Origin of the sequence: Polynucleobacter hirudinilacicola, from assembly GCF_002192535.1 — a bacterium.
GTDB lineage: Bacteria > Pseudomonadota > Gammaproteobacteria > Burkholderiales > Burkholderiaceae > Polynucleobacter > Polynucleobacter hirudinilacicola.
On sequence record NZ_NAIA01000003.1, the window covers coordinates 829917 to 856866 of the forward strand.

Sequence of the window (26950 nt, forward strand, 5' to 3'; positions counted from 1 at the left end):
ACATCTCTTATTTGCCTGTTGGACTTGGATTTGCAGAGGTTTCTAGAGCTACTTTAACGACTGTTTTTGCCATAGAAATAAATGAATCAACAGAGCCGCCAGCGGTTCTGAATGACTCACCCTGCACGGTTACTAAACCTTCGCCCAATAACTTATTAGTCTGGCTGTCAGTAATTTTGCTCTCCACTAATAGTGCTGGAGTTTTGGCATTCACTCCGCCAGCGTATGCAGCAGCATTCATGGCAAGACCAATAGGCGTGAAATTCCATGGTTGCAGACTATTTGCTGAACTCTCTGCGCCAGTAATGCCTACAGAAACGCGGGCAACGCCTGGACCAGGTTGAGTGACAATCTTGATATTACCTCGTGCGTTTACTGCTTCAACCATGGAAGCTTGCAATGCTGCTCGTGCTTTAGCTATTGATTCCGCACTTACATCTTTAGTTGCGCTCTGATTTAAATAGATCGGATCCAAGATAACGGCGGTATAAGCACCAGGATTAACCCCAGAAATTCTGTATCTCCAAATACGTGCATCTGGAACAGATGTGGAGATTGGCACTAACAGTGAATAATCCGGTAAAAATCCTGATCTAGGCATTGATTCAGTAGCTAGTTTTGGCGCATTGCTACATGCAGCCATGAATAAGGTCATCGAAAGCGCTACAGCAACAAGAGAAATTTTCTTCATTTTTAATCCTATAAAAGTGCTGCAAAAAATATTAACTATCAAAGAATTCAACTCATCATACCGAACAATAATTAATCTTGGGGTGGACAAGGCATCGTACCCCCTGTCTTCTGATGAATGGTAGGTTTGCAGTCCGGCCGCATAGCGGGTGAAGATTGCGATCTAGTCGCACCCGTTGAAGTTGTAGCAACAACTGCAGAGGTGCTTGTCGAGGAAGAGTCTGTCGTAATGCTCACAACTGGTGCAGATTTAGCTTGTCTTGGCGCTTCAAGACCTGCCGCAACATAAAAGGATCGATCTGTGCCAGGGCATGGCATTAATGCGCCAGTTTTGGCGTTATAGACGTCTTTGCACTGTGGATTAGCTTCTAGACGCGCCTCTAGCTTGCTAGTACTACATCCCATCAGGAGCTGAGTGCCACTTAAAAATAGGAGAGTGCAGCATTTGACAATATTCATGGAGCCATTCTAAGTTAAACCAACAGGCTTTAATAGTGGCAATATATTGACGTTTAACCAATAAAAGGAATGGATATGGACAAAGATGCATTTGAAAAGGGGCTGAAAACCCGTCGTGAGGTTTTGGGCTCGGAGTACGTAGACAACTCAATCCAGAATGCGGGTGAATTTAATATGCCCATGCAAGAATTAGTGACCCAGTATGCCTGGAATGAAATTTGGAATCGACCGGGCCTAGATCGTCGCTCTAGGAGCATGATTAATTTGGCCATGCTCACCGCACTTAATCGCCCTCATGAATTAAAGCTACACCTAAAAGGCGCCATTAATAATGGTCTAACAAAAGATGAGATTCGAGAGATCTTGATGCAGACGGCAATTTACTGTGGAGTACCAGCAGCAATCGATAGTTTTAGATGTGCCAAGGAAGTTTTTGCAGAGATGGGCATTTAATTTGAAAGTTTTTCTAGATGTCATCACCTGCCTACTACGATTCGAAGGTAAAACCCTCAAATGAGTTGCCTAGCTTATGAATCATAGTCGCTAGCAAATTGATGGTTTGTATCCCGATGATGGGCTTCATCATCACGGACAGCAATTACAACGTCTCGAAGGGTTGCATCGGATCCAAGCTTCCAATAATCAATGGCAATCTTTGGAGCGGCTACATTGGCTATACGCCCCTCATCAATTTCTTTTAGGTATTCGGTATAGGAATAGACCGCCTCTTCCTCAAAATAACCGACAATACGATGTGCCGTTCTTGGAAAAAATACATAAATAACGAAAAAGAAATTCCAGAAAATAGCCTGCGTTACTAATACAAGGTAGCGCTCGAACATATTAGGCTTTGCAATCTCAATGAAGGTCATCAGATGCATTCTTTCATTCTCAGCTTCTGCCAACAGCGTCCGAATCTTTGGTCCATAGCCAACCCTCATGCTGCGTAGGCTGGTTAAATGGGTCCACATGCCAGCAACCATTCCCGGAACACCTGCAACCGTCTCTAAAACAACGGCACGATGTCCATAACGTTTCTTGAAAAAGGTATCCGCAAAAAAGCGCATGCCTTTAGTAAAAGAGAGCGCAACGCGATCAGAAAATTGAACCGGGGTGTAATGGATTGGATCATTCATAAAAACACTTTAAATGTTTTTCTGCTTCTATGCCTGACTGCCCCACCACACTTGCTTAAAGACCAATATTTGACCCTCTGCGCACGATTGGAGGGTTCGGCCTGCCCTTAAAAGACTTGAAAAATGAGCCCAAAAACTAGTGAGGTAATGGTTTTTTTAGCCGCAGGACGAGAAGTGCCGCAAGACCCACTAGCATGACATAGAGCGAGATCAATACTGCACCTTTGCTGTGAGCATAACTAAAGCTTGAGTAGGCTAAATAAGCAGAAGCAATACAAAAGATCAATGGGGTAATGGGATAAAGCGGCACCGAAAACACGCGAGTTTTCTGATCCTTGACTCTTAAGACAAATACGCTAATGCCCACCAAGAATAAGAAGCTCCAAAAAACGGGTGCAGTGAACTCTACCATCGCTTCAAAGCCATCACTTTGTAAAGCTCCAAAGCCAACCAGAGCCAGACTAATCACACCTTGCACCAAATAGGCAAAACGAGGTGTGCCACGGGATGATTCCCAATGAGCCATCTTACGAAGCCCATGCCAATCTTCTCCCATCGCAAAGTTGGTACGAGCACCAACAATCATCGTGGCATTAATACTAGTCAGCGCAGCAACACTAACAAAAAGACCGAGTAACTTTTCTCCAATGGGACCAAAAGCGAGACCAAGTAATTCAGCGGAGGCTGCCTTACTATTTGCCAGCTGTTTTAAGCCAAGGCCATTGATCAGTGCGATGTTTACCAAAAGATAAATGATCGAGATGATGAAAAGACTGAAGACAATGACTCGTACGATGGTATGTGTTGTACCCTTCAGTTCAGCCGAAATATAGGCGGATTCATTCCACCCTCCAAAGGTGAGCAAAACAAACACCATTGCAAGGCCCAACATACCAAATTGCGGCGTACTAGAAAATAATGGCGGATTTTCAACGGCTGGAAGTGAAGAAGTGAAGAAACCAAAGCCAGCAACAATAATGGCTATTAAACCTGACACTTCTAAAACGGTTAATGCTGTTTGTATGCTCGCTGACGCCTCTATCCCGACTAAATTAATAATAGTCAGCACTACGACGATTAAAACTGCCCAGCAAATCACTGAGTGCGGCCCCAAAGGAATGACCTTAGTCATGTAATCACCAAAGACAAAGGCAAGCAATGCAATTGATCCGGTATTGATGACCATGGCCTTAGCCCAGCCATATAAGAATGAAACATTCTTGCCATAGGCCTTTGTTAAAAAGTGATAGTCACCGCCAGCATGGGGGTAAAGCGTAGCTAGTTCGGCATAGCAAAGAGCGCCTGCAAGCGAGATGATGGCTCCACCCACCCAAATTATCAGAGCCCAACCCACATCACCAGTGATATCAGCCACTATTGATGGGGTTTTAAAGATGCCAGCACCAATAACGATACCAACAATGATGGCGATAGCACCTAGTGGACTGAGTAAACGCTGAGGCGTAACCCCTGAGTTATTTACTGACATCCCGTCAAGTCTTAAAAGCGCTTACCAGTAATGACATTATCGTTATAAGACCTGCTCTTATACTTGCCCTTGAGCTCATTATTCTCTACAGACATCATGACAAAATGTGAGCTCTTGTCTCGATCTAAATATGTGAAGCTGAGGACTGCTCCCTCTAATTTAGGATTCAGAAGAGGCTGTGTGTTGTTGCCAATTTGTAAAGTGCCGCCAATTTTTTGATAAAACTGAGACAACTTTAAGATCGTTCTATCAGTCTCCATCCCTGAAATCAACCACTCACCCTGCACTTGCGCAGGAACAACCCAGTAATAGGCTCTCGCAGGACTATCGATTTCAACATCTGCATCCCAATCACCCATATTAAAGGCATGCGATGTGACTCGCGTACCAGGCTTCATCTTGAGGATGGTGGGCCGTAAGGCAAGATTTAGCTCGGGTAATAAATACATAGTGACTACAGTAGCCTTACTAAAATCTTCAACAAAAATATCGCCATTAATAATCTTCACACGATCACTCACGCCGGAACGATCAACATTTCGTTGGGCTAATTGCGCCATCTCTGGATTAAATTCAATTCCAATGGCGCGTGCACCAAAATCCTTAGCAGCTGCAATCGCAATTCGGCCATCACCGGAGCCAAGGTCATAGACTAAATCGGTGGAATTGACTTTGGCAGTTCGCAACATGATGGCGAGTAATTCATTCGTGGTGGGCACCCAAACTACGTCTTTACCTTCTTGCCCAACTCGAGGTTGATACTTATCATCGCCGCTATCCATGACACCTTGGGCGAATGTATTGAGTGCAAAAAATGTGCTTAAAACAAGGAACCAAACTTTCAAAGTCTTCATATCATTTCCATGAAAAGAAAATATTAAGGTAAATTTCTTAATACAGGGCTAATGAATCACATATTAAAAGAAGCTTGTTGATCTGCACCAAAAGAAATTAGACCACTCAGAAAGTGTGTCTTTCGGCAATATAAGCCCTAAAAGAGTCTTTGGAAAGCCTACCCTTTAGGATTTGAACGGGCGGCCTAGGGCTTGGAAGCTGTAAAAATCAGCTCAAACGTTTATTTATACCCAGCGCGATCCAAAAGTCTTTGAGCTGCAATTTGATTTTTTCCAATAGCAGCTACAGAAATATTTTCAGCTTTAAATGATCCCAAAAGCTTCAATCCTTCGTTATTAATCTTGACTGATGTAACCGCTGGCCACTCATTATTCCCGTCTGCAAAATACTGTTGGGCAGAATCACTTGCAAGGTATTCTAAAAACTGAATCGCTGCTTGTGGATGAGGTGCATTCTTAGCAACGCCGCCACCAGCGATATTAATATGTGTTCCAGTCGTTTTCTGATTCGGCCAGATAAAGCCAATCCTGGATACAAGCTCTTGATCCTCTGGTTTGGTAGACCTCAGGAGGCGCACTAAATAATATGAGTTTGTCAGGGCAACACCACACTCACCTGAAGCGACGGCTTTGATTTGATCGGTATCGCCGCCTCTTGGGGGTCTAGCCATATTGGCGACCATTCCTTTGGCCCATTCTTCAGTAGCCACTTCACCGCGCCGCTCAATCATGGCACCAATCAATGACAGCATGTAAGGATGTGCACCAGAACGCGTGCACACTTTGCCTTTATTGATGGGCTCAGCTAATTTCTCGTAGGTATCGACATCCTGTGGATTGACCTTAGCCTTGTTGTAGACCACAAGTCGTGCTCTAGTTGAAAAACCGAACCAAGTAGAACCATCAGCATCAGGTTTAGACCGTAAGTTTGCCGGAATGCGACTCTCTAAGTATTTTGAATGAATGGGCTTAAAGAAACCATCAATTTGAGCACGCCATAATCTGGCTGCATCTACCATGAGAATGACGTCAGCTGAACTATTGGAGCCCTCGCTTTTTATTCTCTCCGCCAAGGCATTGTCATCTGCTTCAATACGATTAATCTTGATGCCAGTTTTTTTAGTGAATTCGCTATAGAGCGCTTCATCCGTTTGATAATGTCGAGCGGAATATAAATTTAATTCCTTATCGTTTGCGTGAGCTTGAGTTAAGCTGATACTCAAGAGCCCCATGATAAAAAGCGGGATTCCAAGAAATTTGATGAGATGCTGCTGATTCATGACTATTTGCGATAAAAGAGATAAAGCTCAATTTATCACAAATACGAATGATTATCAATTAAGATTTAGAAATAACCCTAGAGAGCAATAAAACAGGCAAAAGACTAACCAAAACAATGGTTAATGAAGGTAAGGCAAGTTCTGCTAATCGCTCATCCGCAGCCAGTTGGTATGTAGCAACCGCTAAAGTATCAAAATTAAAAGGTCTTAGAAGTAGCGTTGCTGGTAACTCTTTCATTACATCTACAAAAACAAAAAGGCCCGCTGTCATCAAGCTACGTTTAAGCAAGGGAATATGTACCCTTCTGAGAATCTGGGACTTCGAAAGACCAAGTAACGCTGCTGAACCATCCATAGATGGCGTAATGCGAGAAAGACCTGCCTCAACACTTTGTAAACTTGAGGATAAAAAACGAACTAAGTAGGCATATACCAAGACTAGTAAGCTAGCTGACATCCACCAAGCTAATTGGAAAAACTCCAAGAAAGAAAGAACACCAATTGCTAGAACGGCACCAGGTAATGCATAACCAAAGCTCAGTAAACGATTTACCCAATTCAATTCAGCATGAACTCTCACTGAATAAGCGAAGAAAATCGCCAATGCTACTGAAATCACTGCAGTAAGCGAAGCAACTGACAGTGAATTACTCAACCAGCCTAAATAACGAATATCTACAGAGAGCCCCTGCTTCAACAGCAGTTGCAAAAGGGCAAATGCCGGCAGTAAGAATCCACAAAGTATGGTTCCTCCACAAAATGCAAAGGCAAAAAAGGCTTTCTTACCAGAGAGGCGTTTTATCAGTGACCTACCTTGCGAGGGTGAAGAATAGCGTAACTTTGAGCGGCTACTTTGCTCTACAAAGAAGATGAGCAATACAAAACTCAATAAGCCCAAAGCCAACTGGACCGCAGCTAGACGATCGCCAAAAGAAAGCCAGGCTTTAAAAATTCCGGTAGCAAAAGTTTGCACGCCAAAATAAGAGACCGCACCAAAATCAGCTAAGACCTCCATCAAGGCTAATGCCATGCCGGCAAAAATAGCAGGTCTTGCCATAGGAAGTACTAAGTTTATAAAACCTTGAAATGGGCTATAGCCCAGCGTTTCAGAAACTTCGATCAAACGTCGACTGCGTTCTATAAATGCAGTCCGTGTGATGAGGTATACGTAAGGATATAAACAAAAAGAAAAAGACCAAATTGCGCCAGCCATGGACCTTGGATCAGGAAAAAACCACAAGGCATCGGTTCCCAGCAAAATACGCAGCGCTGTCTGAATCGGGCCAGAAAACTGCAAGAGGTCCACAAAAAGATAGGCCATGACATAGGCTGGTACGGCCAATGGAAGAATTAAGGCCCATTGAAATATTTTTTTTCCAGGAAAGTCATAACTGGCGATAATCCAGGCATTACCAACTCCTAGAACAAATACCCCTGCTCCAACGCCAAAAATTAATGCCAAAGTGGTGACAATATATTCACCGAGAACAAAGCTCCATAAATGACTCAGAGTGCTAGTAGCCTGTACATCAAGACCAGCCCCTGCTGGAGAGAAAAATGGCATGACCAAGCCAAATAGTGGCAAAAATAGAAACACAGCAAGGGGCACCATAATAGGTTTCATGAATTCGGCAATCCGTTTAGACTCTCACTATGTATTAAACCATTAGCACTAGTGAGAAAATTATAGTAATGAAATCTGCACACGCACTGCTTTCCATACAAGGACTTGAAGTAAGCTACCCTAGCCAGGATGGTTATAACGGCGTCATTGCTATTAAAAACCTCAATCTTGAGCTCATGGCTGGTGAAATTGGCTGCCTACTTGGATCCTCTGGATGCGGAAAGTCTTCTGTTCTCAGGGCGATTTGTGGTTTTGAACCCCTCAAATCAGGTGAAATTTTCTTGAGATCTAAGCTAGTAAGCTCCACATCTACACTTGTGCCGCCGGGCCAAAGACGTGTTGGTATGGTCTTTCAAGACTTCGCCCTCTTCCCTCATCTTAATGCACTAGAAAATGTCAGCTTTGGATTGCAGCATCTTCCAAGCGAACAAAGAAATGCAGTTGCAATGGATTGGCTGAGCAAAGTTTCTCTTTCGGACAAAGCTAAGTCATATCCACATGAACTGAGTGGTGGCCAACAACAACGAGTTGCACTAGCCAGAGCAATGGCGCCAGAGCCTGATTTAATTCTTCTCGATGAGCCATTCTCTAGCCTCGATGTTGAATTGCGAGAGCGGCTCGCTTGCGATATGCGAAATATTCTCAAGGCTAATCGTATTACTGCTCTTTTAGTGACTCACGATCAAGTTGAAGCATTTGCCATTGCCGACAAGGTGGGCGTGATGGCAGATGGCAAAATACTTCAATGGGATGAGCCCTATGAGCTCTATCACAAGCCAGCAACCCGCTATGTTGCAGACTTTATTGGTCGCGGTGTATTTATTAAGGGCCAAGTTCTAGCTGGAGATAAAGTCCAGATTGAAATCGGTGAACTTGAAATGAACCAAGGTCACAATATCGAAATTGGTAAAGAAATTGACGTGCTGATCCGTGCGGATGACATTCAGCATGATGACAATAGTCCTATGCATGCAGAAGTCGTTAGTAAAACATTTAGGGGTGCAGATTTTTTATACACGCTAAAACTACAATCTGGGGCTGAGATATTAGCCTTCGTTCCGAGCCACCATAATCATGCAATTGGCGAAAAAATTGGCATCACTCTTGCTCTTGACCATGTGGTCACGTTTTAGCCCTACGTGACTGAGCTATAGCAATTGAATAGCGTCAATCCAAGTAACATCGCTGAACTTAAAGTGATCACAATAGAACATCACTCGAAAACGTATGAATTTAAGACGCTTGATGAAGCTATGCAATGGGCTAAGGATTTAGGTGAGTTTGTTACGATTAAATTTAATGGACTAGAGATTGCAGGAAAATTTGGTGCGGATGGAATCACTAGCGGCAAATTCCCAAATGGCGAACCCTATACCTGGAAGAAACGCAGAAGACAGTAGAAAGCAGATTGATTTTTGCCAATAACTGAGGATTTAAGATATTTGGCCTGCCCAACATAATTCGAACGTGCGACCTACGCCTTAGATGCTGGAAAAATGACCTCAAACTAAAAGGTGAAGTTAATTAGGAGATTGGCAGCTTAGTGGTTATATGCCTTTGGGGGGGATTGGCTTTAACCCCCTAGCTAAGACTTGGGCTTTTCAATTCTTATTAGCGCCTAAATTGACGTTTACTCGATTTAGGCTAAAGTTATATTATTTTCTCAAGTTAAGTCATTGAATTGTTTGATACCCAAAAAATATTTACTTTTATTTATGCTTTTATGAATTATTTTTTATCCTTTTTTAATATTACCTTGCCACATTAGAAAAAGTTAACTCCCTAGCAACTGAATAAATTAACGCCCGCCTAATATTCATAAAACATTTCTATGCCAGTTCGCTCAATCTTAAAAATGGGAGATCCCCGCTTATTGCAAGTATCGTTGCCTATACAAATCAGTCAAATTCCTTCTTTTGAAATACAAACATTAATTGATGACATGCTAGATACGATGCATAGCCTTAACGGCGCAGGCCTGGCTGCCCCTCAAATTGGCGTCAATAAACAATTAGTTGTATTTGGTTTCGAAAAAAATCTTCGTTATCCTGATGCTGACCCAATACCAGAAACCATAATGATTAATCCCTCCATCACCATCATTGGCGATCAAGAGGAGGACGATTGGGAAGGCTGCCTATCAGTTCCAGGCATCAGAGCAAAAGTTCCACGCTATCAGAAAATTCGTTACAGTGGATATGATCGCGATGGGGCAATAATTGATAGAACAGTCGAAGGATTTCATGCGCGGGTTGTGCAGCACGAATGTGATCACCTTATTGGTAAATTATTCCCCATGCGTGTTAAAGACTTTAGCAATTTTGGTTTCACCGAAGTTCTTTTCCCTTCCTTAACCAACTTATCTTTGGATTAACTATTAATAAACTCCCTATTTAGATAATCCCATACTTTCAAAGATGCCGAATGATTGCTAAATCAACTAAAAGAAACATTTATGGATAATTTTGGCTCCGTTATCTTGTTTGAAGTAGTGCTAATTTTTGGAGGAGTTTTACTATTTGCATGGTGGCAATTACGCGACCTTCGAAAGGAGCGAGAAAAAGACCTGAAGAAGATAGCGCAAGAATTACAACCAGATACTTAAATATCAACCTAAGCCCCACCTTGCCGTTACATGAGAACGAAAAAGCTTGGTCAATATCGGGTCAACTGAGTGCTATAAACTGGGGTTTTTGATGTAATCTCAAGAGCAAGTCAGTTGTTTGGCCTGCCCAGCACGATTCGAACGTGCGACCTACGCCTTAGAAGAAATCGTGGTTGCTGGAAAGTCTATATATTTCAATCGCTTATAGCGATAAAAATTAGGTGTGCAACAAAGTGTGCAACCTAATTAATGCTTAAAACGATGTTTGATGTAGTCACTAAGCTTTCTACCTTCTAGCTTATCAGTAGCAGGATTAGTTCTTACATAAAAATCTTTTTCGTCAACAAAAACCTCGTCTGGCGATGGATCACACTCAACCATTAAAACGAGCTTACCTTCCACGCTAACCAAATGCTGGTTAATAAAGGGATAAAACTGCTCACCAATTCTGGTCTTAATTCTGTTTTTCACATGGAGAAGAAACTTATCTGTTGATTTAAAGAATTTATCAATTTCAACCTCATTGCCTGTGATTTCCCCTGAATCATGCACTCCCACCAGCAGGGTGCCACCATCACTATTTAAAAATGCAGCAATAGTTTTAATCGCTGAATCTTCAATTCTAGGCTCCTTAACCTGTCTTTCAACATCAAGACTGAATGTTTGCTTGAATTCAACAGACTTTGATTCACCAGCCCTAATTAAGGATTTGATCTTATCTGGGTTTGCAAGTTCACCTACAGCCTCCAAAATTGAGTCAATCTGGTTGAGCTCATTTTGTGAGCTTATTGGATTTAATGCTAGATTTTCCTCAAATTGACTGATCTTGTTTTTGATAAAGTTCAATTTTGAAATTGAACTAACTATTTCGCGCTGAACATCCAAGGGTGGAATGGCAATCTCTGTCTTAAGAATATCGCTCTTACTAATGCTAGGGATGAAGCTTTGTGAACGAAGGGAATCAATGATTAATCTACCAAGCGTTGATCCAAAGAAATAAACAAGGTATGTCGCATCCACCAAGTCTTGCTTACAGATTACTTGAATAACATTTTGATGCTTGATTTTTACCTGATTAATATCACCTACAACAGGGTTTGCACCTAGTTTTGGAATATAGATAGCATTGTCAGCTTCCAAAAACTGCTCATTCAATTTACAGAGATTCACTGAATCAGATATGTCTTCAATAGAAAGCTTATTGAAGTTTTTATATTCTGATTGCAAAGAATGAATCTGTTGCTGAATTTTCCATCTATAAAAACCTTCAAAAGAGTTTTTCTCTACCCAGACACCTGTCAGTAAATTTTGCCCCTCTGTCTTATCAAAAAAAGACTGAACCAGTCTCTCTGATTGGATAGCTGAGTCAATTTCAGCTATAAATTCTTTATCAACCTGCCCTTTTTTTAAAACTATTAAAGGAACCTTGATGCTGGTGTAGTGCTTAAGGAGCGAGTCTGGGGTGGCAAATATTGCTGCAACCTCGCAACCTACAAACTCCAAATGATGCCTAATTGATTTCACATTATGTTGTAGTGCTGATGGTTCAGCAGTAAATATTGCATAACCACCTTCATTGAGATGCTTCAGTATTGAAAGAATAGCGTTGATACTGTAGCTAAGTCGTGGATTAGCATCTTGCAAAGAGCCTGGGGTCATTCCAAAAGGGAAATCACCAAAAATAATATCCCAATGCCCTGTGGTTGGTAAAGCTTCAGTCTTGTAATGGGTAGTATCAAGCTTCTGGCATTTCAAATTATTGAATAATTTATGCTCGCTGTGATTTATTTGCAAACAAGACTTTGCCCCAGACATCTCAATAAAAGTATTAGAGAAAGAAGTGATGATTTCTTTGTTAAAAGCAGATATTTCCATACAATCAACTCCTTAAAGAGTTTTAATGGCGCCATTCTTACCTTGTTTACCTTTATCGTTACACGCCTTGCAACGAAAGGAAATTGTTTGTTTGCCACTACTGCGTGAAATTCTTTTTACTTGCAATTCTGGTGGGGTCAAATTGCGACAGCTTGGACAAACTTTAGATTGTTGAGAGGTTAAAGAGGTCATGTCTTATTTTAAGCCACAGCACGCAGTCTTACTTCATTGATTGATGCAAATAGTTGCTGAACTTTGTCTGAGGAAAATATTCCTTCTGGTCCAGTGGGAGCCATATCTACAAATGGGCTTTGATATAAACGCCCATCTTCCATTGCGCCATTCTTGGTCAGCTCGTCCACAATCAAGTTCACAAACTCAATCTGCCTATTTGTTGCTGTGGAATCAGTCAAAAACACATTCATAGCTTCTGTTGCAGCTGCCTTATCCAATCCCACCAATGAGCGCACAAAAAGTCCTAGTCCATGCGCCTCTTGTTTGGCCTTGTCTATCAAATTGCTATCACCACCAGCTTGCTCAAGCAAAATAATCTCCAATTCAGCCAAATCTGTAGCTGTGATTGGCAAATTACGACGCAATTTGTTGATGGCTAACTTGCTTTCATGTTGGCGTAAGAACTCTCTAGATTTGGCCTTGAATCGTTCATAGTCTAGGCCACCCACCTTGATAGGCAAGTCAATCTCAACACCTTCACCAATGGTGTCACCAAAGTTGGTAAACACAATGCTGCGCTTGGCTCTTTCAATCAGCTTGACCAAACCTCGTAATTGGATACGCACATGCTCTAACATGCCTACTGTGACATCAGTCCACCAGTCATCACTATTAAGGGATTGAATTAACTCCATCTTCGCTCTAATAGCTGGAATACTTTCTTGCAACTCCAATGCTGTAGCAATTGCTCTTACATAGCTTTGTAAACGCTCAAAGCCTTTGTCTCCACGCAATACACAGAGCTGTAATTTAATAATTGCCAAATCAAAGCGTTTGGCCTCTTCTTCTGAGTCAATTTTCTGTGAAGGCAAGTTAGCCAACTCAGTGGCTGCCTCTGCAGCATCAACAGTAGTCATGGATTGCCAACTGGATGCATTACTGAACTTTTCTACAAACTTGCGCTTGGGACGCACAACAATATTGTCCATGGTCATATTGGCTACTAACTCATGCAAGTAAGCAGCTGAATACTCTCGTAGGTCTTGCTCGTCTTTGGTATTGGTATCTTTTCTTGCATCAAGCGTGGTCAGCACTTCAATACGATTTTTGAAAAGCTGAGAATCCAAGCTATCACTGCTAGAGCCATCACTGGCTTCTGGGTTTTCTTTGAAATACTCTAGATTCTGGCAATAGTCCAAGATGTAGAAAAACTTTTTATCTTCATTGGGCGCAAACAAGTCTTTACAAAGCCTTGTGCCTCTACCAATCATCTGCCAAAACTTGGTTTTACTGCGCACACGCTTGAAAAATACGAGATTGACTACCTCTGGCACATCAATACCAGTGTCAAGCATGTCTACGCTGATGGCAATGTGTGGTGCCTTGTCTTTATTAGAAAAATCATCAATTAAACTTTGTGCATACTCAGTCTGATAGGTGATAACTCTAGCCATCTCTCCCTTGTATTGGGGATAGTTGATATTGAAACGCTCTGCTATGAATTGGGCGTGTAAGTTATTTTTGGCAAATACGATTGTTTTACCAATTCTGTCACCACTGGCAACCTTTTGACCTTTGGTCATCATGTGCTGAATAATTTGGTCTACAGTGTCTTGATTGAATAGCCACTGGTTCATAGCAGCTGGGTCTACCTCATCTGGTGGACCATCCTCACCCCACTCCAATTCATCCCACTGCTGTCTTTCATCTTCACTCAGCTCGTCATATCTAATGCCATCACGAGGAAAATGCACTGGCACTGAAATAGCCCTAGGTGGCACAAGATAACCAGCAGTGATTGCGTCATCTAGGCTATAGGCATAGGTTGGCACACCATTTTGCATCTGAAATAGGTTGTAGGTATTTCTGTCTACTTCATCTTTAGGGGTAGCAGTTAAGCCAACCAAGTAGCTGTCAAAGTAATTAAAAATCGCGCCATATTTGCTGTAGATACTACGATGTGCCTCATCCACAATAATCAAATCAAAAAAGCCAATGCCAAACTTTTTAACAGTGGTGTCTGTATTGTTGATTTGATTGAGCATGGTTTGATAAGTGCTGACATAGACCCTACCTTGTGCGTCAGTGCTATTGAGTAGATTTATCACTGGCACATTGGGCAAATGCTTGCCAAACTCTCTGCTGGCTTGTTTGACTAGGGAAACCCTATCTGCCAAAAACAACACACGCTTAACCCAACCAGCACGCATGAGTAAGTCAACCAAAGCAATCACAGTCCTAGTCTTGCCACTACCAGTGGCCATGACCACCAAACTACGTCTTTGATTGTGCTGCTCAATAGCCTCTGTAATGCTGCGTATGGCTTGGTGTTGATAACTACGCTCAACAATAGCGTTATCAATCTCTAACTTGGCAAGGCCTTGACGACTTGAACGACGCTGCATGAGCAATTCAAGTTCATCCTTTTTATGAAAACCTTCTACTGGTCTTGGTGCTGAAGAAGCATCGTCCCAAAACCAATGCTCATAGCCATTGGTGTAATAGATAACTGGACGACGACCAAACTTGGTCTCTAAGCAATCTGCATAAAGCTTGGCTTGTTGCTGACCTACTCTGGCATCTCTTCTGGTCTTTTTGGCCTCCACTACTGCTAATGGCTTGCCATCATCACCCCACAACACATAATCAACAAAGCCTATGCCTTGATTGTTGGGCATGCCAGCTACTTCATATTCCCTATCTTCAGTTTTATCTAATGCCCAGCCAGCTTCATTTAGCAGTAAGTCAATAAAGTAGTCACGAGTCTGTTCTTCGTTATAGTTGTGTGTATCTGGTGTTTGTAGATTAGCAGCCTTGGCCTTGGCAAACTCAACACGCAAAGCTTCAAGCTCTTGCTTGAGTGCATCTTTTTCTGTTTGCTCTTGCCTTAGCTTATCTTCAAAGCTGCGCAACTGTTCAGCACTAATTGTGTCTTGCTTTTTAGCTACTGGAATTAGTTTTTCATCAAACTGCAAACTAGGGTCTGGTCTTGCCTTATCTCCATAAGTTCTAGCCAACCAATACGCAACATGAAATAACTCTTGAATGGCTGTATAGGCCTCTGCTTGCTTGGCAGCTTTGCCATGTGCAGCACGATTGCCAATAGACATAATGACAGTGGCTTTGGTGAAGATATTTTCACCAGCATTGGAACGAAAGCATGGGTCATGCACTCTAGCACCTAGACTAGGCTCATAACTTTTGTAATTGAGGTCATACCTATATAGCCAATCCACAATTTGCTCTAAGGTCATGCGTGCATACCAGCAAGCAGCACGAGTATCTGAATTTAAATAACCCTCTGCCTTGGTTGCACTATCACAGATAGAAAACCACTCTTTTTGAAGGAAGGCAAAATTACTCATTTAATCGTTGGCTAGTAATGAGGATTGAAAGCTTAATAGAAGTTCGTGCAATTTAAATCGTGAGTTATCTAAAGACTTTTGAGTTTGAATAACATTATTAGAAATCTTAGCAAACTTATGCAATTGTTCATTGCTTGGCATATAAATAGGGAAATCTCTTATATTTCCTAGACTAAGAAATTTTTGAGTTCCTCCTTTACTTTCTTTCGCCACATATCTTTCAAAGTATTTTGTTTCAAGCAATGCTTTTACATACAATGAGGCTTCTAAATTTCCAGTTTTGATTAGGGCTACATTTTTAATTGCAAACTTAGGGGTTTTTTCATAAATGACAATTGGGTTGCCTATTGTTCCAATCATTGGCATCAAAATATCGCAATATTCAACCTTTGAGCGCTTATTAATTGCTTCAAAATCTTGCGAACTTATAAAATTAGCATTTTCAAAATTAATTTTATTATTATTCAAATTCTTTGATGTAATTAAAGGGTAACCCTCAGATTGAAACTTAGGGGAATCATGAGTTCCATCCCTAACATCAAAAGCATTTCCAAGTGAAGTATTTGGCCTTTCAAGCAAATGCGCAAACATGTCAGAAAATACTTCTTTAGATAGCTTATTCAACATCTCACTTGCACATTCACGCTTTTGCCTAATTTCCTCAGCTTTACCTAGAATAGTTGCAATGCGCTGCTGTTCTGCAATTGGTGGAAGTGGAATTTCAATTAGCTCAATTTGTTTACTGGAAACATTTATTTGGGCTGCGCCATATCCACAGCTTTCAATTTTTATTCTTGTTTTATCATTATTTAAAAACCAAAAAAGATAGTTTTTATCAATTTCTTTAGAATTTATTTTTAATCTAGCTACACGCTGGTTTAATGCAGCTGGAAGATTGTTTCCCTTAACAATTCCAACTCGCCCAACATTGCCCGTTAATGACATCAGAATGTCGCCTTCATTCAAAATAAATTGCCTTAATTTTGAATTTATTTGAATAGATACATACTTAGGATTGTTGTTTGAAATGTATCCTTTTTGCACATTAGTAATCCTCATTAGGAAATGGCCACTCTCAGCATATTCTGAACTTTTGAATGCGCCTCCATTCTGAACTTCAACGAGCTCGCCAAGTTTGGCTATTGGCCAGCTCATTTGAGCATACCCTCTAGCTCAATCAATCCAACCTCTATTTCTGCCTCAAGTCTTTTAAGCTCAGCAATCAACTGTAATGGGGGCAGATGCTCAATATGCTCGTGCACAACTTCTTTATATCTATTTAAACTTAAGTCATAGCCATTCACAACTAAATCAGCTTTATCAACTGCAAAACTTTGTGCAGTTTTAGGATTTTTTCGCTCAGCCCCTTCACGCTGTTGCCACCTCACTAGAATATCTGGCAAGTTGTTCTTAACATGCTCCTCTGCTGTTAACTTTTCGTTTGGCCTTACGCCAAGCTTTTTAGGGTCAAGTAATGGTCTGCGTTGGTCATCCAAACTCCAACCATCTGCCAGCATGTCATAGAACCAGACTGAGTCTGTGCCACCACTATTAGTCTTAGTAAAAATTAAGATGGCTGTGCTGACACCAGCGTAGGGCTTGAAAACACCACTGGGTAATGAAATCACGGCTTCAAGTTTTTGCTCCTCAACTAACATGCGCCTAATTTCTTTGTGCGCCTTACTGTTTCCAAACAGCACTCCATCTGGAACGACTACAGCAGCACGACCACCAGGTTTTAATAACTTCAAAAACAAAGCCATGAACAGCAACTCTGTTTTCTTAGTATTAACTACTGCCAATAAATCTTTTGCAGCATTCTCAATATTGATGCTGCCAGCAAATGGTGGATTAGCCAGAATCAAGCTGTATTTTTCTTCCTCAACTGCGTAGTCTTGACTAAGTGAATCACGATAGGTGATTACTGGATTCTCAACACCATGCAACAACATATTCATACTACCAATACGCAACATGGTGTTATCAAAATCATAGCCATGAAACATTGTGCTATGAAAGTGTTCACGACTTTTTGCATCAGTGAGTATTTCTGGATGCGTTTCACGCAAGTATTCACTGGCATTGACCAAGAAGCCACAAGTTCCACTGGCTGGGTCACAGATGGTGTCCTTGGCTGTTGGAGCTGTCAACTCCACCATCAATCTAATAATGTGTCTTGGCGTTCTAAATTGTCCATTCTGTCCAGCACTGGCCAACTTGCCCAACATGTATTCATATAAATCACCCTTGGTATCTCTATCCTCCATAGGGATTTGGTCAAGCAACTCAATGGCTGTTGTCAGTAGCAAAGGTGTAGGGATAGTAAAACGAGCCCCTTGCATCTGCTTGCTGTAAGTGCTGCCATCACCACCAATATCCCTCAAGAATGGAAACACATGGTCATTGACCACATTAAACATGTCTTGTGGTGACATGTTCTTGAGTCTGCTCCAACGCATGTCTTCATATTTGCAGCTCTTGCTATCTGACCCTTCTGGAAAAAATCGTTTTTCCATGGGCTTGCCTAGTCTGGCACTTTTGTTTTCTTCTAAGGTTTGCAAGTCATCTAATCTGCGTAAAAACAACAAATAGGTAATCTGCTCAATGATTTCTAGTGGATTGGAAATGCCACCAGACCAAAAGCTATCCCAAACCTTATCAACTTGACTCTTTAATTCACCAGTTAGCATCTTTTTCTTTTCTTCTAATTTATTTTGCTTGGAAATTCGTTTGTTGCTGCAGCTTTTATAAAATCCTCTGCCCTATCAAAATGTCTTATCGCAATTGCAGTAAGAGCATTTCTAACTGCAATTTTGTCGTATGAGTGCTTTCCCTGATTCATTCTTACTGCAATTGGTAAATTTGCCATTAATGCAATATCTGCCCAAGGTATCTTCTTTTTACCCTGTGACACACCTAAATCTGACTGTTTTTTAAGCATATAGATATTGTAAGCAGCTTCAAAGGCAATAATGCTCCATTTCCTACCCAGCCTATATGGCGCATCAGATGGCCTTATAGGCTGACCTTTTGGAGCCTTAGGCACCAATTTGTCTATTAATTGGGAAACCCTTCTCTTAATACCTACATTTGTCCAATGCAATGGCACAACCAAATTAATAACGTCTTTGCTATCAAAAGGGGCTAATTCTTCATTATTACTAGCAATGATTAAGCTGTAGTCAGTCTCTGGCTCAGTGAATAGATGACTGTGTGTTTTCCACCAAGATTTGAAATCAGTCTTATCAACCTTTCCAAAATCCTCAACAACTTGCTTTGAGACTTTAGTCCTTTGCTTTCTGACTGACTTTGCATATTCCTCATTTAATTGTAGGAACTTGAACCACCAATAAAAAGGGCTGCTGGTAACTGTTTTAGGAGGATTTTTTTCGTTGTAAACACCAGTACCAAAAACAGGGTATTTACGTGTCGCAAAAGAACGAGAAGATTTGGCTTTTTTAGTTGATATAGACATATAAAAATACTAGCACTTTGATTATTTTACAAACTACCATTTGTCACAAAAATACCATCCATTTTATAATGTATTCATTAGCTAGTAGAAAAAAGGATACGAAATGAACTACAAAAATACATTTGCAGCAGACTTTGAGCGTCTAGATAAAAATTATCTACAACCTGATGCGTTCATACGAAAAATGGCCAAAAATAGTGACAGCTGTCGCGCTTTGATACTACAAGGCCCACCTGGGGTAGGCAAAACTTACTCAGTAGAGCAAGCACTTAAGAAGCATGCTGCAGGTCGTTATGAGCTACTTAATGGCAAGGTAAGCAATTTGAGCCTTTATGGAAGCTTATATCGCGCTTCTAGCAATGGACACATCTTATTTTTAGATGATTGCGATACATTTTTGGGTGACGTTACAGGTGTCAATATTCTTAAAGCAGCAATGGACACCAAGCCAAATCGTGAGATTCATTGGGAATCAGGCACACATTTACTTAAAGCTATGGGCGTGCCAAATGGATTTAAATTTAATGGCAGCGTAATTCTAAATACAAATATTGGTTACGACAATAAGAATGAGAAGTATCTATCACGCTTGAGCGCACTTCACGATCGCGCTCTAACAATAACCATTAGTGATACTGATCCAGATCGTCTCTTTAAACAGGTCTGTTATATGGTTTTAGTTCAGGACATGCTAACTGAATTCAAATTTAGCAATAAAGAAAAAAATATGCTTTTAGAGTGGATTGATAACAATCGTGAATTCATAAATCGTATAAGTTTGCGCACAATTATCAAATTGAGCAAACTTTACTCAGCAGATAAAAAAGATTGGCAAGATATGGCTGAACAAGGTCTTTTATCAGGAGTTGGCTATGCTGAATAAAGTGAAACTTGCTAATGGCACTGAAGTTGATTGGGAGGAGTTTTCTAAATGGGGCGCAATAAAACAACACATGTCTGTGATTGGTTGTCGTGGCACAAAAGGCTTCAGGCATAGTGAAAAAACAAGAAAATTAATCAGTGATATTAAGAAAAAACAAGTCGTTAGTGCTGAGCAACGAGCTCATCTAAGCAAGGTAATGAAAGGAAAGTATAAAAATTGCAAAAAGAATCTGCCAATACATACTCCAAATGGATTATTTCCAAATAGGATTACGCTTTATGCAAGAATGGTGGAGGATGGTTTTGCATCAAAAAATTATGCTGCCCAAAAAATTAGGCAATGGATGAAAGAATATCCAAATGACTACTATTTGATCTCAGGCTAACTCTACAGCTTTACGCTTCATATCATCATTTACATCAATGTAGCACTGGGTGGTGCTGATACTTTTATGACCAGCCAAACTTGCTAACACACGCACGCTGATACCCTTGTTGGCAAGATTAGTTATGAAGGTTCTGCGCCCACTGTGTGAGCTTGCACCATCTACACCACTGCGCTTGTAGAGATAATGGAAAAACTGGGTAAGTGTATTTGCAGTAAATCCATCACTATTTGCCTTTTGACTATAAAAGAACTTGCAGTTGATATTTTTAGGCGTGTATATGGCTGCGTAAGCCTCTAATTCTTTTCTTAGTTTTTCATTTACAAATACTGTTCTTGCTTCATTTGTCTTGGTGTTTTCAGCCAATAAGCGTATTTCGTTTCTTATCATGCCTTCTGCATCCACAACATCCTTAAATCGTAAACTACTTACTTCTCCCACACGCATGCCACTCAAGTAAGTGGTCAAAAGCAATGCCCTATTGCGTGTGCTGTGTTTGCGTGTAGCTATGTAATCTAAAACTCTGCGTAGCTCTGTTTGAGTAAGCGTTTTTGCTTGTTTAGCCATTGTGTTTTTTCCTAAATATAACTTTGCAATAGCTAAATTGTGTTTTATTTGTTTGTTTTCTACGACCTCTTTATGCCAAAAATGTGTCAAATTTAAATCCTTCCAAGAATCAATGGGTTACGCATGGGAACCATGGTTTTAAGGAACAAACCAAAGGTTTTGCATATTTCCTTACATATTGCTATTTATGGAATCTGTGGGATTTAGACTACAGAATTACGCAGACTTGCGTAAAAGCACTACACGCTGTTTAAGCGTGTCTCTGCTGTATTGCTATTAGTTGTAGTGATTTAAGCGTTTGTAGTGTGTTTATTTAAGCTTTATTTACAAGCTTCTGAGAAAGATGTTGTAGTTTGATTCCAATTATTAGCTTTTGTAAGTTCAAGCTTTGTAATTGAGGAGCTTCCATTATCAAGCAAGCTTAATGCTTGTTGAGAACATAAATCTTGTTTCGTGTTAATCACAAATTTGTAATAGCAAATACTGTTGCTATAAGTTTGCTCGTATTTAATATTTTTGCTTCCTAAAAAATTTAATAGTGGTTTTACATAATCAATTGTTTTGCACAAAGCTGGGTTATCAGTGCTCCTTATTGCGAAATCATAATTAATGCCATACGCAGTTCTTACTATTGTTGTGTGATTTTTAGGGTCTTCTCCTAAACATTTTTTATCTGGAATTCTAGTATCACCCAATATTGCACAATATGCCTCATCTTGTGGCTTACCAGAAACTGACAATCTTTTGTTCTGTTGGGAAATTGCATTTGTGGCAAATATTGACAAACCAATTATTAGAAACATTTTGCAATAATTCATTTTTATCTCCTAGGCAATATGACATTAAGATTAGCATAGTTATATTTTTTAATATAGTTTTACATACATTTGTTGAAGTTAGCTACGCTAACTTGTGCTTTCATAAAAGCTAACGCTTTTATTCAGCACTTTCTTTTAATGATTTTTTAGATCATCTTTACTAGGAAGCACAAGCCACGCTTCTTTTATCAAGCGTGGCTTTTAGCTAATCACCTTTACTGAGGTTTTAACAACTGGCAACACACAACTTGATTTAACAAGAAAGGTAGGTTTTGCTATCACCTTTTAAGTGCTCGTCTAACGCAACACTTCCACAGCCTTGCGCAGTAGCTTTATGGAGTGTTTGTGGGTTCATTGGTGGCAGTCCCACTCACTTTATTCGTGTATTACTACACTACTAACCATTACAGTATTGCAAACGCTTCTACACAGTGGTGTGGCATTTAAGGCATCTAGCATCTAGCTAGTTAGTGCAATACAGCGAGTAATGAGCAACCCAATTGCATACTGTCACACATCAGAACAGATTACGCAGCACTATTACATTCAGCGTGCCAACTTTTATATCTCATTTGTATAGTTATTTATGCAAGACCAAATAAAGCCAACTATTTTTAAGTGAAATATTAGGTTTTTGCTGGCAAATAGAGGTCGTCCAAACACCTACTCTGGTAATAAATTTAATGTGCCCATTAACTTTAAGGAGAACAAAATGAGCGCATTAAATTCACTCAAACTAGTGACTAGCAAGAAGCATCAAACTGTTGCACCTATTGTTCATCGTCGTAACAAGCTATGTGCCAAGCTACATGAGCAATTGGAATTATGTGAAGCACAACAAGCTGGAAAAACTTATGCTCCTACACGCTTAAAAACATTTGTTAATAAGCAAACTGGTGAGCGTATTACTGCTGAAACAATTAAGCGTGTGAAGGAGTGGTTTTGGATTGGTGATACTGGGAAAATCAATCTTGCTGTCAAATATGGTGCCAAAACATTGACCTTGAACAAAAAGACCAAGGCCAATGCCATTGAATTAAACAGTGGTGAAGAGCTTATCAATACACTTAAATCATTAAAAGTTGCTGTTTTAAATGGTGACTTAGATGAAGCAATTAGTGAGGTTAGTGAAGCTACGAGAATAGCATTTATAAAATAAAACAAGCCCCCTTACCTAAGGGGCTTGTTTTAATACTTAAGGACAAGCTCTAAAGGAGCAATTATCAAATTTCAATCTACCACCATCTGCTGAAGTTAAAGTTCCAGTCCAAAGCCAACAACTTCTTCCAATATCAGATACAGCCAATCTCTGTTGTTGGTCAGTAAAGCTACAAATGGCTCTTCCATTTTCAATACTAACAATGGTGGCATTCCCTTCTGTAGTTCTGCCAGTAATTTGACCCATGAACTCAAAACGCTTATTCAAATGCGTTATTGCCAATTTATCTGCTGTTGTCTTTCCAAAAATTAAATCTGAAAGTATGTTTTCTTGACCCGTAATTACCTCTACTTTTTTAGATGCATTGATTGAATTATCGCCACACGAAATTAAAAGCATGGAGAATGTTGTCACAAAAAGTAATGTGATAATTTTTTTCATTTCTACCCCTTTATTGAAGGAAATATATTTTAGCTAGCTTTATTTCAATTACATATAAATATTATCATGAAACAATTTCGTGCAACTGTTAGAGCAAGTGGGTTGGTGGTTACCACTATCGTATTTGCTGAAAACACCAACTTTGCAACCAAAATATTGCAAGCTCAATTTGGCTTGAATAATGTGATTAGCATTCCAACGCAAATTTAATCGTGGTCATTAAAGAAATTACTAGCGTCAAGCCACTCACGCCACAGCAGTCTCGTATTGCTGCGTTAAAGACTCAAAAAGATAACATTAGTAAGCAGCTTAAAACAGAGCGTGATAGGCAAAAAATTACTAAGGCACAACAGCAGTTAGCTAAAGTTTATCAATCTACCAATTAAGTTCTGATTCTGTATGGAATCTGTAATAGCTCTTTTATTTGCTCAATAGTTTTTAATTCCAATCCTTGCTCTTTTCGTCTCTGGTTCACTTGTTCCAAAAACCATTGCTCTACTTCTAAAGTAGTCATTGACTTAAATTCATCATTATTTTTATTGTCCTCGTAGTGCTCTCTCAATACATTCCAGCCAAGGTTGTCAGCATATTGCTGAACCCACTCATTGTTTTTTGGACTTGTCATGATTACATTCCTCTTGGACTGCTTGGAAATAATGGGCTAGTTGGAAATGTTGGCGCTGATGGAGCATTCATTGGTGCTTGCTGAAACTGTAGTGGCTGAATGGGTTGTGGGGATTGTGCTGTGCCTACTGGCATCCCATTAGCATTTGAATAGTAAGTTGTGCTCCCACTTTGCTGGGCTGTCCCAATTGGCATGCCATTGGCATTTGAATAATAGGTAGTATTTCCACTTCTTTGTGCTGTGCCCATAGGCATCCCATTAGAGTCAGAATAGTAGGTGGTCTGTGAAAGTACTGGGGTTGCAATTAATAGCAATAGATACGCGAGATTCTTTTTGATATCTTTCTCCTTGGTTATTAAATGCTATACCCTTTGAAGCTCATGATGTGAGCTTTATTTTTTTATATTTGCCCACATTAAAACCTTACCAGCCTCTTCAATAGCTTTTTCTTGATTTAACCTATCCCCACTTGCCTCAAGTTCAACTGCAATATTTGCACCAATAGTGCTCACATTGGCTGTTACTTTGCCATTTCTAGTGGCAATCTTGTATTCCACAAAATAGCGTGGCACAAGCTCAGCATCTCTAAACTCAGTTTTGACCTTTTGAGAAATACCCTCTTCTACCACCCAATAGCCTTGCTTTAAGTCTTGGTGGCATCGCGCAACTAATTCTTTTACTTTGGCGATGGCTTCTTTTTTGTCGTATTGCTTAAAGGCTGGCACTTCTTTAGTTAAATCCTCGTCAACCTTGAGTCTTAGGTGCACTTGTTCAAAAAAGCGCAGATCACTAACTCGCTTTGCTGCCAAGGCAATAGCTTGTCTAGCCCTACCTTCAAAGTAGTCTTGGACTAAATTACTCATGAATTTGTAGTCGTAGGTAGATAGTTTGTCATTTATATTACCCTAGCTTGATTTGGGACTTTTGAGCAAGTGCTCTTCTAGTTCTTTGGCAGCATCTGGGTTTTGCTGCTCTAAGTTTAGATAAACGCCAGTAGCCAAACCAACCAAGCCAATCACATTGGCTTTTGCAATATTGGCAAAATTGACTGCTATCTCGCCACCATTAGCACTGCCTTGCTCTCCAGCCAATCGTTCAGCAATCATTAATGGATTAAGGTGGTTATAGTGGTCTTTGAGCATGCTGGCACTTGTACCCATCTGGGTTTCTAATTCTTCGTAGCTATAGCCCTCTAAGATACGTTGAGTAGCATAGTAATGACGTAGGCTATATAGGCTTCGCCCTTTGTCGTCCTTATTATTAGTCAGCATTTTTGCAGCACGAATACCATCGCCAAAGACATTTACAAAGCTATAAGGTCTAATGCCATCTCGCATACGAAATAGGTAAGCATCCTCTCTTCTGGCAATCAATTCATCTAAGGTAATTTCTTGATACTCAACCTGTAGCGCTCTCAGCTTGTCTAGAATGTGCCAAATCTCATGGCGAGCTATTAGATTACGAGCCCCTATTTTTCCTTGTGGCAATGTGATATGAATAACACGAGTATTTTTCTGTTGCACAAACTCAATATGTTTCCACTTCAGCTCTTTTGTTTCTGTGCCTGGTCTTACACCAGTGCCAGCAACAAAAGCTACATACAAACAAAGCAATTCTCGCAAGTTACGAGTAGCCTCAGTTCTTCCCTCTAATGCCCATTTTTGTAAATAGGTTTGCAGTGCAGTTAATTCTGTATGTGTAAAAAATCCTCTGGCTTCTCCACTCTCACCAGTATTTTTCATGCTAGGCCGTAAAAACTCTGTCATATAACCAAGCTCAATAGCTTCATTGAAGACTTTAGTAAGGGCTAGATTATGGGTGTGTTGAGTGCTTTGCTTTAGTTGTCTGCCTACCTTTGTAAGGCGCCACTGATGAAACTCTGCAATGATGGCTGGCGTAATTCTGTCTATATTGTGATTACCAAAAAATGGAATTAGGTATTGGTCAATTGCGCGATAGTAATCAGCGTATTTTGGTTTTCCAGTGCCAGCTTTGATTTCTGCTTTGTATTTTGCGCTCACTGTCATTGCAACAGCTTTGAACTTTTTACTAACAAGTGGGAAACCTCTTCGTTCTGATGCACGAATGTCAGCTGCCCAATCTTCAGCTGCTCTGGTTGCTTCTATTGCATCACCAGTGCCACTACTCTTTTTCAGCCACTTATTAATTGATTTGACTTTAAGATGAATTTGCCAATAGCTACTGCGTGCTCGCATTGTTATGTTGAGCTCTTTGCTTCGTATAACGATTGTTTTTGAAGACTTTTCTGGCATGCAAAAGCTCAGTTTTTAAATTAGTTTTTAGTGTATAGCCTATAAACAAAGTGTGCAACCAGTGTGCAACACTTTTTGAAAATCCTTATTTTTTATAAGTCTATGTTTTATATAGTATTTTTGGCCTGCCCAGCACGATTCGAACGTGCGACCTACGCCTTAGAAGGGCGTTGCTCTATCCAGCTGAGCTATGGGCAGATGTATGCTGGGTCTATCTAGAACAATAAGGGAAAGTGGTCGGAGTACAAGGATTCGAACCTTGGACCCCCTGCTCCCAAAGCAGGTGCGCTACCAGGCTGCGCTACACTCCGACGGAATAGATATTCTACACCGAGAGGGCTCTTTCGGGCAAATCCTGTAAGATTCGGGGCATGGTTGCCTATTTTTCCAGCAAATATTTGAAGCGCTTTCAAACTGCTTTTTCAGTAGCTTTGCTCCTTTTTTGCCTTTTGGGAACCCACTGGGTTGGCTTTAGCCACAGCATTTCTCATGCTGGCTTACATAGCCAGAGTATTGAACAGTGCTCTGCTGATGATTCTGTTGCTGGTCTTACCCATAGCTCGGATGCGTGCCATTTATTTGATGCGCTGACATTAGCTGGATTCGTACCAGTTGGCGATTCTGATGTAGTTCGTCATTCTGCTCATGCCCCTGCGAAGATTGCTTCAGTAGATCTAGTTCTCATTGAATCTACTACTGCCTCCTATCAATCGCGCGCTCCCCCTGCTTTCATTCTGTAATCGTTATAGCTGCCTGGGTCTTTCCTAGGCTTT

The 26950-nt window shown here is 40.5% G+C and carries 29 protein-coding genes and 2 tRNA genes; 10 read left to right on the plus strand and 21 right to left on the minus strand.

The window, feature by feature from the left end; all coding sequences use genetic code 11:
• Window positions 1-7 precede the first annotated feature (7 nt).
• Together B6A14_RS08340 and B6A14_RS08345 are read right to left on the minus strand one after the other, a co-directional pair.
• A complete protein-coding gene (locus B6A14_RS08340; RefSeq protein WP_087910002.1) occupies window positions 8-691 on the minus strand; it encodes a DUF3313 domain-containing protein in 684 nt (227 codons plus the stop codon).
• A 71-nt stretch (window positions 692-762) separates the two neighbouring features.
• Window positions 763-1149 (minus strand): hypothetical protein, encoded by a 387-nt coding sequence (locus tag B6A14_RS08345; protein ID WP_087910003.1) that lies wholly within the window; start codon window positions 1147-1149, stop codon window positions 763-765.
• Between the two features lie 75 nt (window positions 1150-1224).
• Here B6A14_RS08345 and B6A14_RS08350 point away from each other — a divergent pair, with 75 nt between their 5' ends.
• A complete protein-coding gene (locus tag B6A14_RS08350) occupies window positions 1225-1602 on the plus strand; it encodes a carboxymuconolactone decarboxylase family protein (protein ID WP_087910004.1) in 378 nt (125 codons plus the stop codon).
• Window positions 1603-1676: 74 nt separating this feature from the next.
• Here B6A14_RS08350 and B6A14_RS08355 read toward each other — a convergent pair whose 3' ends face one another.
• From B6A14_RS08355 to B6A14_RS08375, 5 genes are all read right to left on the minus strand, one after another.
• Window positions 1677-2285, minus strand: a complete 609-nt coding sequence (locus B6A14_RS08355) for an alternative oxidase (protein ID WP_087910005.1) — start codon at window positions 2283-2285, stop codon at window positions 1677-1679.
• Window positions 2286-2421: 136 nt separating this feature from the next.
• Window positions 2422-3774 (minus strand): APC family permease, encoded by a 1353-nt coding sequence (locus tag B6A14_RS08360; RefSeq protein WP_087910006.1) that lies wholly within the window; start codon window positions 3772-3774, stop codon window positions 2422-2424.
• 11 nt (window positions 3775-3785) lie between these two features.
• On the minus strand, window positions 3786-4628 hold the full coding sequence (locus B6A14_RS08365; RefSeq protein WP_087910007.1) for a methyltransferase domain-containing protein: 843 nt from the start codon (window positions 4626-4628) through the stop codon (window positions 3786-3788).
• A 221-nt stretch (window positions 4629-4849) separates the two neighbouring features.
• On the minus strand, window positions 4850-5860 hold the full coding sequence (locus B6A14_RS08370; protein ID WP_201721523.1) for an extracellular solute-binding protein: 1011 nt from the start codon (window positions 5858-5860) through the stop codon (window positions 4850-4852).
• Between the two features lie 106 nt (window positions 5861-5966).
• Window positions 5967-7532: an ABC transporter permease gene (locus B6A14_RS08375; RefSeq protein ID WP_087910009.1), complete on the minus strand. Its 1566-nt coding sequence runs from the start codon at window positions 7530-7532 to the stop codon at window positions 5967-5969.
• A 68-nt stretch (window positions 7533-7600) separates the two neighbouring features.
• Here B6A14_RS08375 and B6A14_RS08380 point away from each other — a divergent pair, with 68 nt between their 5' ends.
• From B6A14_RS08380 to def, 3 genes are all read left to right on the plus strand, one after another.
• Window positions 7601-8665 (plus strand): ABC transporter ATP-binding protein, encoded by a 1065-nt coding sequence (locus B6A14_RS08380; protein ID WP_087910010.1) that lies wholly within the window; start codon window positions 7601-7603, stop codon window positions 8663-8665.
• Between the two features lie 24 nt (window positions 8666-8689).
• Window positions 8690-8932 carry a hypothetical protein gene (locus tag B6A14_RS08385; protein ID WP_087910011.1) on the plus strand — a complete coding sequence of 81 codons (243 nt, stop codon included), beginning with the start codon at window positions 8690-8692 and terminating at the stop codon, window positions 8930-8932.
• 431 nt (window positions 8933-9363) lie between these two features.
• Window positions 9364-9906, plus strand: coding sequence for a peptide deformylase (gene def / locus B6A14_RS08390; RefSeq protein ID WP_087910012.1), 543 nt, complete (start codon window positions 9364-9366; stop codon window positions 9904-9906).
• A gap of 477 nt (window positions 9907-10383) precedes the next feature.
• On the opposite strand, the gene B6A14_RS08395 is transcribed toward def, so the two are convergent.
• From B6A14_RS08395 to B6A14_RS08420, 5 genes are all read right to left on the minus strand, one after another.
• Window positions 10384-12012, minus strand: a complete 1629-nt coding sequence (locus B6A14_RS08395) for an ATP-binding protein (protein ID WP_087910013.1) — start codon at window positions 12010-12012, stop codon at window positions 10384-10386.
• 200 nt (window positions 12013-12212) lie between these two features.
• Window positions 12213-15551, minus strand: coding sequence for a DEAD/DEAH box helicase family protein (locus B6A14_RS08405; RefSeq protein ID WP_087910015.1), 3339 nt, complete (start codon window positions 15549-15551; stop codon window positions 12213-12215).
• Window positions 15552-16706, minus strand: a complete 1155-nt coding sequence (locus tag B6A14_RS08410; RefSeq protein ID WP_087910016.1) for a restriction endonuclease subunit S — start codon at window positions 16704-16706, stop codon at window positions 15552-15554.
• Window positions 16703-18241: a class I SAM-dependent DNA methyltransferase gene (locus tag B6A14_RS08415; RefSeq protein WP_087910017.1), complete on the minus strand. Its 1539-nt coding sequence runs from the start codon at window positions 18239-18241 to the stop codon at window positions 16703-16705. Before B6A14_RS08415 ends, B6A14_RS08410 begins: the two co-directional genes overlap by 4 nt.
• A 14-nt stretch (window positions 18242-18255) precedes the next feature.
• The gene (locus tag B6A14_RS08420) at window positions 18256-19026 is read right to left on the minus strand and encodes a hypothetical protein (protein ID WP_087910018.1); all 771 of its coding nucleotides are present in this window, start codon (window positions 19024-19026) and stop codon (window positions 18256-18258) included.
• A 103-nt stretch (window positions 19027-19129) separates the two neighbouring features.
• Between B6A14_RS08420 and B6A14_RS08425 the strand changes: the two genes are divergently transcribed.
• On the plus strand, window positions 19130-19909 hold the full coding sequence (locus B6A14_RS08425; protein ID WP_087910019.1) for an AAA family ATPase: 780 nt from the start codon (window positions 19130-19132) through the stop codon (window positions 19907-19909).
• Window positions 19899-20294, plus strand: coding sequence for a hypothetical protein (locus B6A14_RS08430; RefSeq protein ID WP_087910020.1), 396 nt, complete (start codon window positions 19899-19901; stop codon window positions 20292-20294). Before B6A14_RS08425 ends, B6A14_RS08430 begins: the two co-directional genes overlap by 11 nt.
• Here the strand turns inward: B6A14_RS08430 and B6A14_RS08435 are convergent.
• The gene (locus B6A14_RS08435; RefSeq protein WP_087910021.1) at window positions 20286-20861 is read right to left on the minus strand and encodes a tyrosine-type recombinase/integrase; all 576 of its coding nucleotides are present in this window, start codon (window positions 20859-20861) and stop codon (window positions 20286-20288) included. The two genes, B6A14_RS08430 and B6A14_RS08435, sit on opposite strands and share 9 nt — an antisense overlap.
• A 320-nt stretch (window positions 20862-21181) precedes the next feature.
• Window positions 21182-21679 (minus strand): hypothetical protein, encoded by a 498-nt coding sequence (locus tag B6A14_RS08440; protein WP_087910022.1) that lies wholly within the window; start codon window positions 21677-21679, stop codon window positions 21182-21184.
• Between the two features lie 685 nt (window positions 21680-22364).
• On the opposite strand from B6A14_RS08440, the gene B6A14_RS08445 reads away from it, so the two are divergent.
• On the plus strand, window positions 22365-22838 hold the full coding sequence (locus B6A14_RS08445; protein WP_330831800.1) for a DUF6641 family protein: 474 nt from the start codon (window positions 22365-22367) through the stop codon (window positions 22836-22838).
• Between the two features lie 36 nt (window positions 22839-22874).
• Here the strand turns inward: B6A14_RS08445 and B6A14_RS08450 are convergent, their stop codons facing one another.
• Entirely contained in the window at window positions 22875-23279 is a 405-nt protein-coding gene (locus B6A14_RS08450) for a hypothetical protein (RefSeq protein WP_087910024.1), read from the minus strand.
• A 66-nt stretch (window positions 23280-23345) separates the two neighbouring features.
• Here B6A14_RS08450 and B6A14_RS10330 point away from each other — a divergent pair, with 66 nt between their 5' ends.
• Window positions 23346-23489, plus strand: coding sequence for a hypothetical protein (locus B6A14_RS10330; RefSeq protein ID WP_201721498.1), 144 nt, complete (start codon window positions 23346-23348; stop codon window positions 23487-23489).
• Window positions 23490-23491: 2 nt separating this feature from the next.
• Window positions 23492-23665, plus strand: a complete 174-nt coding sequence (locus B6A14_RS10335) for a hypothetical protein (RefSeq protein ID WP_201721499.1) — start codon at window positions 23492-23494, stop codon at window positions 23663-23665.
• Here B6A14_RS10335 and B6A14_RS08455 read toward each other — a convergent pair.
• The 6 genes from B6A14_RS08455 to B6A14_RS08480 form a co-directional block, all read right to left on the minus strand.
• Window positions 23662-23904: a hypothetical protein gene (locus B6A14_RS08455; protein WP_087910025.1), complete on the minus strand. Its 243-nt coding sequence runs from the start codon at window positions 23902-23904 to the stop codon at window positions 23662-23664. The genes B6A14_RS10335 and B6A14_RS08455 overlap by 4 nt on opposite strands.
• Window positions 23905-23906: 2 nt before the next feature.
• Complete coding sequence (locus B6A14_RS08460) at window positions 23907-24152, minus strand: hypothetical protein (RefSeq protein WP_087910026.1); 246 nt, start codon at window positions 24150-24152, stop codon at window positions 23907-23909.
• A gap of 144 nt (window positions 24153-24296) precedes the next feature.
• Entirely contained in the window at window positions 24297-24767 is a 471-nt protein-coding gene (locus B6A14_RS08465; RefSeq protein WP_087910027.1) for a hypothetical protein, read from the minus strand.
• Between the two features lie 42 nt (window positions 24768-24809).
• Window positions 24810-26120: a phage integrase SAM-like domain-containing protein gene (locus B6A14_RS08470; RefSeq protein WP_087910028.1), complete on the minus strand. Its 1311-nt coding sequence runs from the start codon at window positions 26118-26120 to the stop codon at window positions 24810-24812.
• A gap of 178 nt (window positions 26121-26298) precedes the next feature.
• Window positions 26299-26375: transfer RNA gene (locus B6A14_RS08475), tRNA-Arg, on the minus strand.
• A 36-nt stretch (window positions 26376-26411) separates the two neighbouring features.
• Window positions 26412-26488 (minus strand) — tRNA-Pro (locus tag B6A14_RS08480).
• Window positions 26489-26548: 60 nt separating this feature from the next.
• Between B6A14_RS08480 and B6A14_RS08485 the strand changes: the two genes are divergently transcribed.
• A complete protein-coding gene (locus B6A14_RS08485) occupies window positions 26549-26917 on the plus strand; it encodes a hypothetical protein (RefSeq protein WP_087910029.1) in 369 nt (122 codons plus the stop codon).
• Window positions 26918-26950: the final 33 nt, after the last annotated feature.

What these genes read in the sequence shown, in the direction of transcription:
- B6A14_RS08340 (WP_087910002.1), bottom strand. Translation starts at nt 691, where the DNA reads ATGAAGAAAATTTCTCTTGTTGCTGTAGCGCTTTCGATGACCTTATTC.
- B6A14_RS08345 (WP_087910003.1), bottom strand. Translation starts at nt 1,149, where the DNA reads ATGAATATTGTCAAATGCTGCACTCTCCTATTTTTAAGTGGCACTCAG.
- B6A14_RS08350 (WP_087910004.1), top strand. Translation starts at nt 1,225, where the DNA reads ATGGACAAAGATGCATTTGAAAAGGGGCTGAAAACCCGTCGTGAGGTT.
- B6A14_RS08355 (WP_087910005.1), bottom strand. Translation starts at nt 2,285, where the DNA reads ATGAATGATCCAATCCATTACACCCCGGTTCAATTTTCTGATCGCGTT.
- B6A14_RS08360 (WP_087910006.1), bottom strand. Translation starts at nt 3,774, where the DNA reads ATGTCAGTAAATAACTCAGGGGTTACGCCTCAGCGTTTACTCAGTCCA.
- B6A14_RS08365 (WP_087910007.1), bottom strand. Translation starts at nt 4,628, where the DNA reads ATGAAGACTTTGAAAGTTTGGTTCCTTGTTTTAAGCACATTTTTTGCA.
- B6A14_RS08370 (WP_201721523.1), bottom strand. Translation starts at nt 5,860, where the DNA reads ATGGGGCTCTTGAGTATCAGCTTAACTCAAGCTCACGCAAACGATAAG.
- B6A14_RS08375 (WP_087910009.1), bottom strand. Translation starts at nt 7,532, where the DNA reads ATGAAACCTATTATGGTGCCCCTTGCTGTGTTTCTATTTTTGCCACTA.
- B6A14_RS08380 (WP_087910010.1), top strand. Translation starts at nt 7,601, where the DNA reads ATGAAATCTGCACACGCACTGCTTTCCATACAAGGACTTGAAGTAAGC.
- def (WP_087910012.1), top strand. Translation starts at nt 9,364, where the DNA reads ATGCCAGTTCGCTCAATCTTAAAAATGGGAGATCCCCGCTTATTGCAA.
- B6A14_RS08395 (WP_087910013.1), bottom strand. Translation starts at nt 12,012, where the DNA reads ATGGAAATATCTGCTTTTAACAAAGAAATCATCACTTCTTTCTCTAAT.
- B6A14_RS08405 (WP_087910015.1), bottom strand. Translation starts at nt 15,551, where the DNA reads ATGAGTAATTTTGCCTTCCTTCAAAAAGAGTGGTTTTCTATCTGTGAT.
- B6A14_RS08410 (WP_087910016.1), bottom strand. Translation starts at nt 16,706, where the DNA reads ATGAGCTGGCCAATAGCCAAACTTGGCGAGCTCGTTGAAGTTCAGAAT.
- B6A14_RS08415 (WP_087910017.1), bottom strand. Translation starts at nt 18,241, where the DNA reads ATGCTAACTGGTGAATTAAAGAGTCAAGTTGATAAGGTTTGGGATAGC.
- B6A14_RS08420 (WP_087910018.1), bottom strand. Translation starts at nt 19,026, where the DNA reads ATGTCTATATCAACTAAAAAAGCCAAATCTTCTCGTTCTTTTGCGACA.
- B6A14_RS08425 (WP_087910019.1), top strand. Translation starts at nt 19,130, where the DNA reads ATGAACTACAAAAATACATTTGCAGCAGACTTTGAGCGTCTAGATAAA.
- B6A14_RS08430 (WP_087910020.1), top strand. Translation starts at nt 19,899, where the DNA reads ATGCTGAATAAAGTGAAACTTGCTAATGGCACTGAAGTTGATTGGGAG.
- B6A14_RS08435 (WP_087910021.1), bottom strand. Translation starts at nt 20,861, where the DNA reads ATGGCTAAACAAGCAAAAACGCTTACTCAAACAGAGCTACGCAGAGTT.
- B6A14_RS08440 (WP_087910022.1), bottom strand. Translation starts at nt 21,679, where the DNA reads ATGAATTATTGCAAAATGTTTCTAATAATTGGTTTGTCAATATTTGCC.
- B6A14_RS08450 (WP_087910024.1), bottom strand. Translation starts at nt 23,279, where the DNA reads ATGAAAAAAATTATCACATTACTTTTTGTGACAACATTCTCCATGCTT.
- B6A14_RS10330 (WP_201721498.1), top strand. Translation starts at nt 23,346, where the DNA reads ATGAAACAATTTCGTGCAACTGTTAGAGCAAGTGGGTTGGTGGTTACC.
- B6A14_RS08455 (WP_087910025.1), bottom strand. Translation starts at nt 23,904, where the DNA reads ATGACAAGTCCAAAAAACAATGAGTGGGTTCAGCAATATGCTGACAAC.
- B6A14_RS08460 (WP_087910026.1), bottom strand. Translation starts at nt 24,152, where the DNA reads ATGGGCACAGCACAAAGAAGTGGAAATACTACCTATTATTCAAATGCC.
- B6A14_RS08465 (WP_087910027.1), bottom strand. Translation starts at nt 24,767, where the DNA reads ATGAGTAATTTAGTCCAAGACTACTTTGAAGGTAGGGCTAGACAAGCT.
- B6A14_RS08470 (WP_087910028.1), bottom strand. Translation starts at nt 26,120, where the DNA reads ATGCGAGCACGCAGTAGCTATTGGCAAATTCATCTTAAAGTCAAATCA.
- B6A14_RS08485 (WP_087910029.1), top strand. Translation starts at nt 26,549, where the DNA reads ATGGTTGCCTATTTTTCCAGCAAATATTTGAAGCGCTTTCAAACTGCT.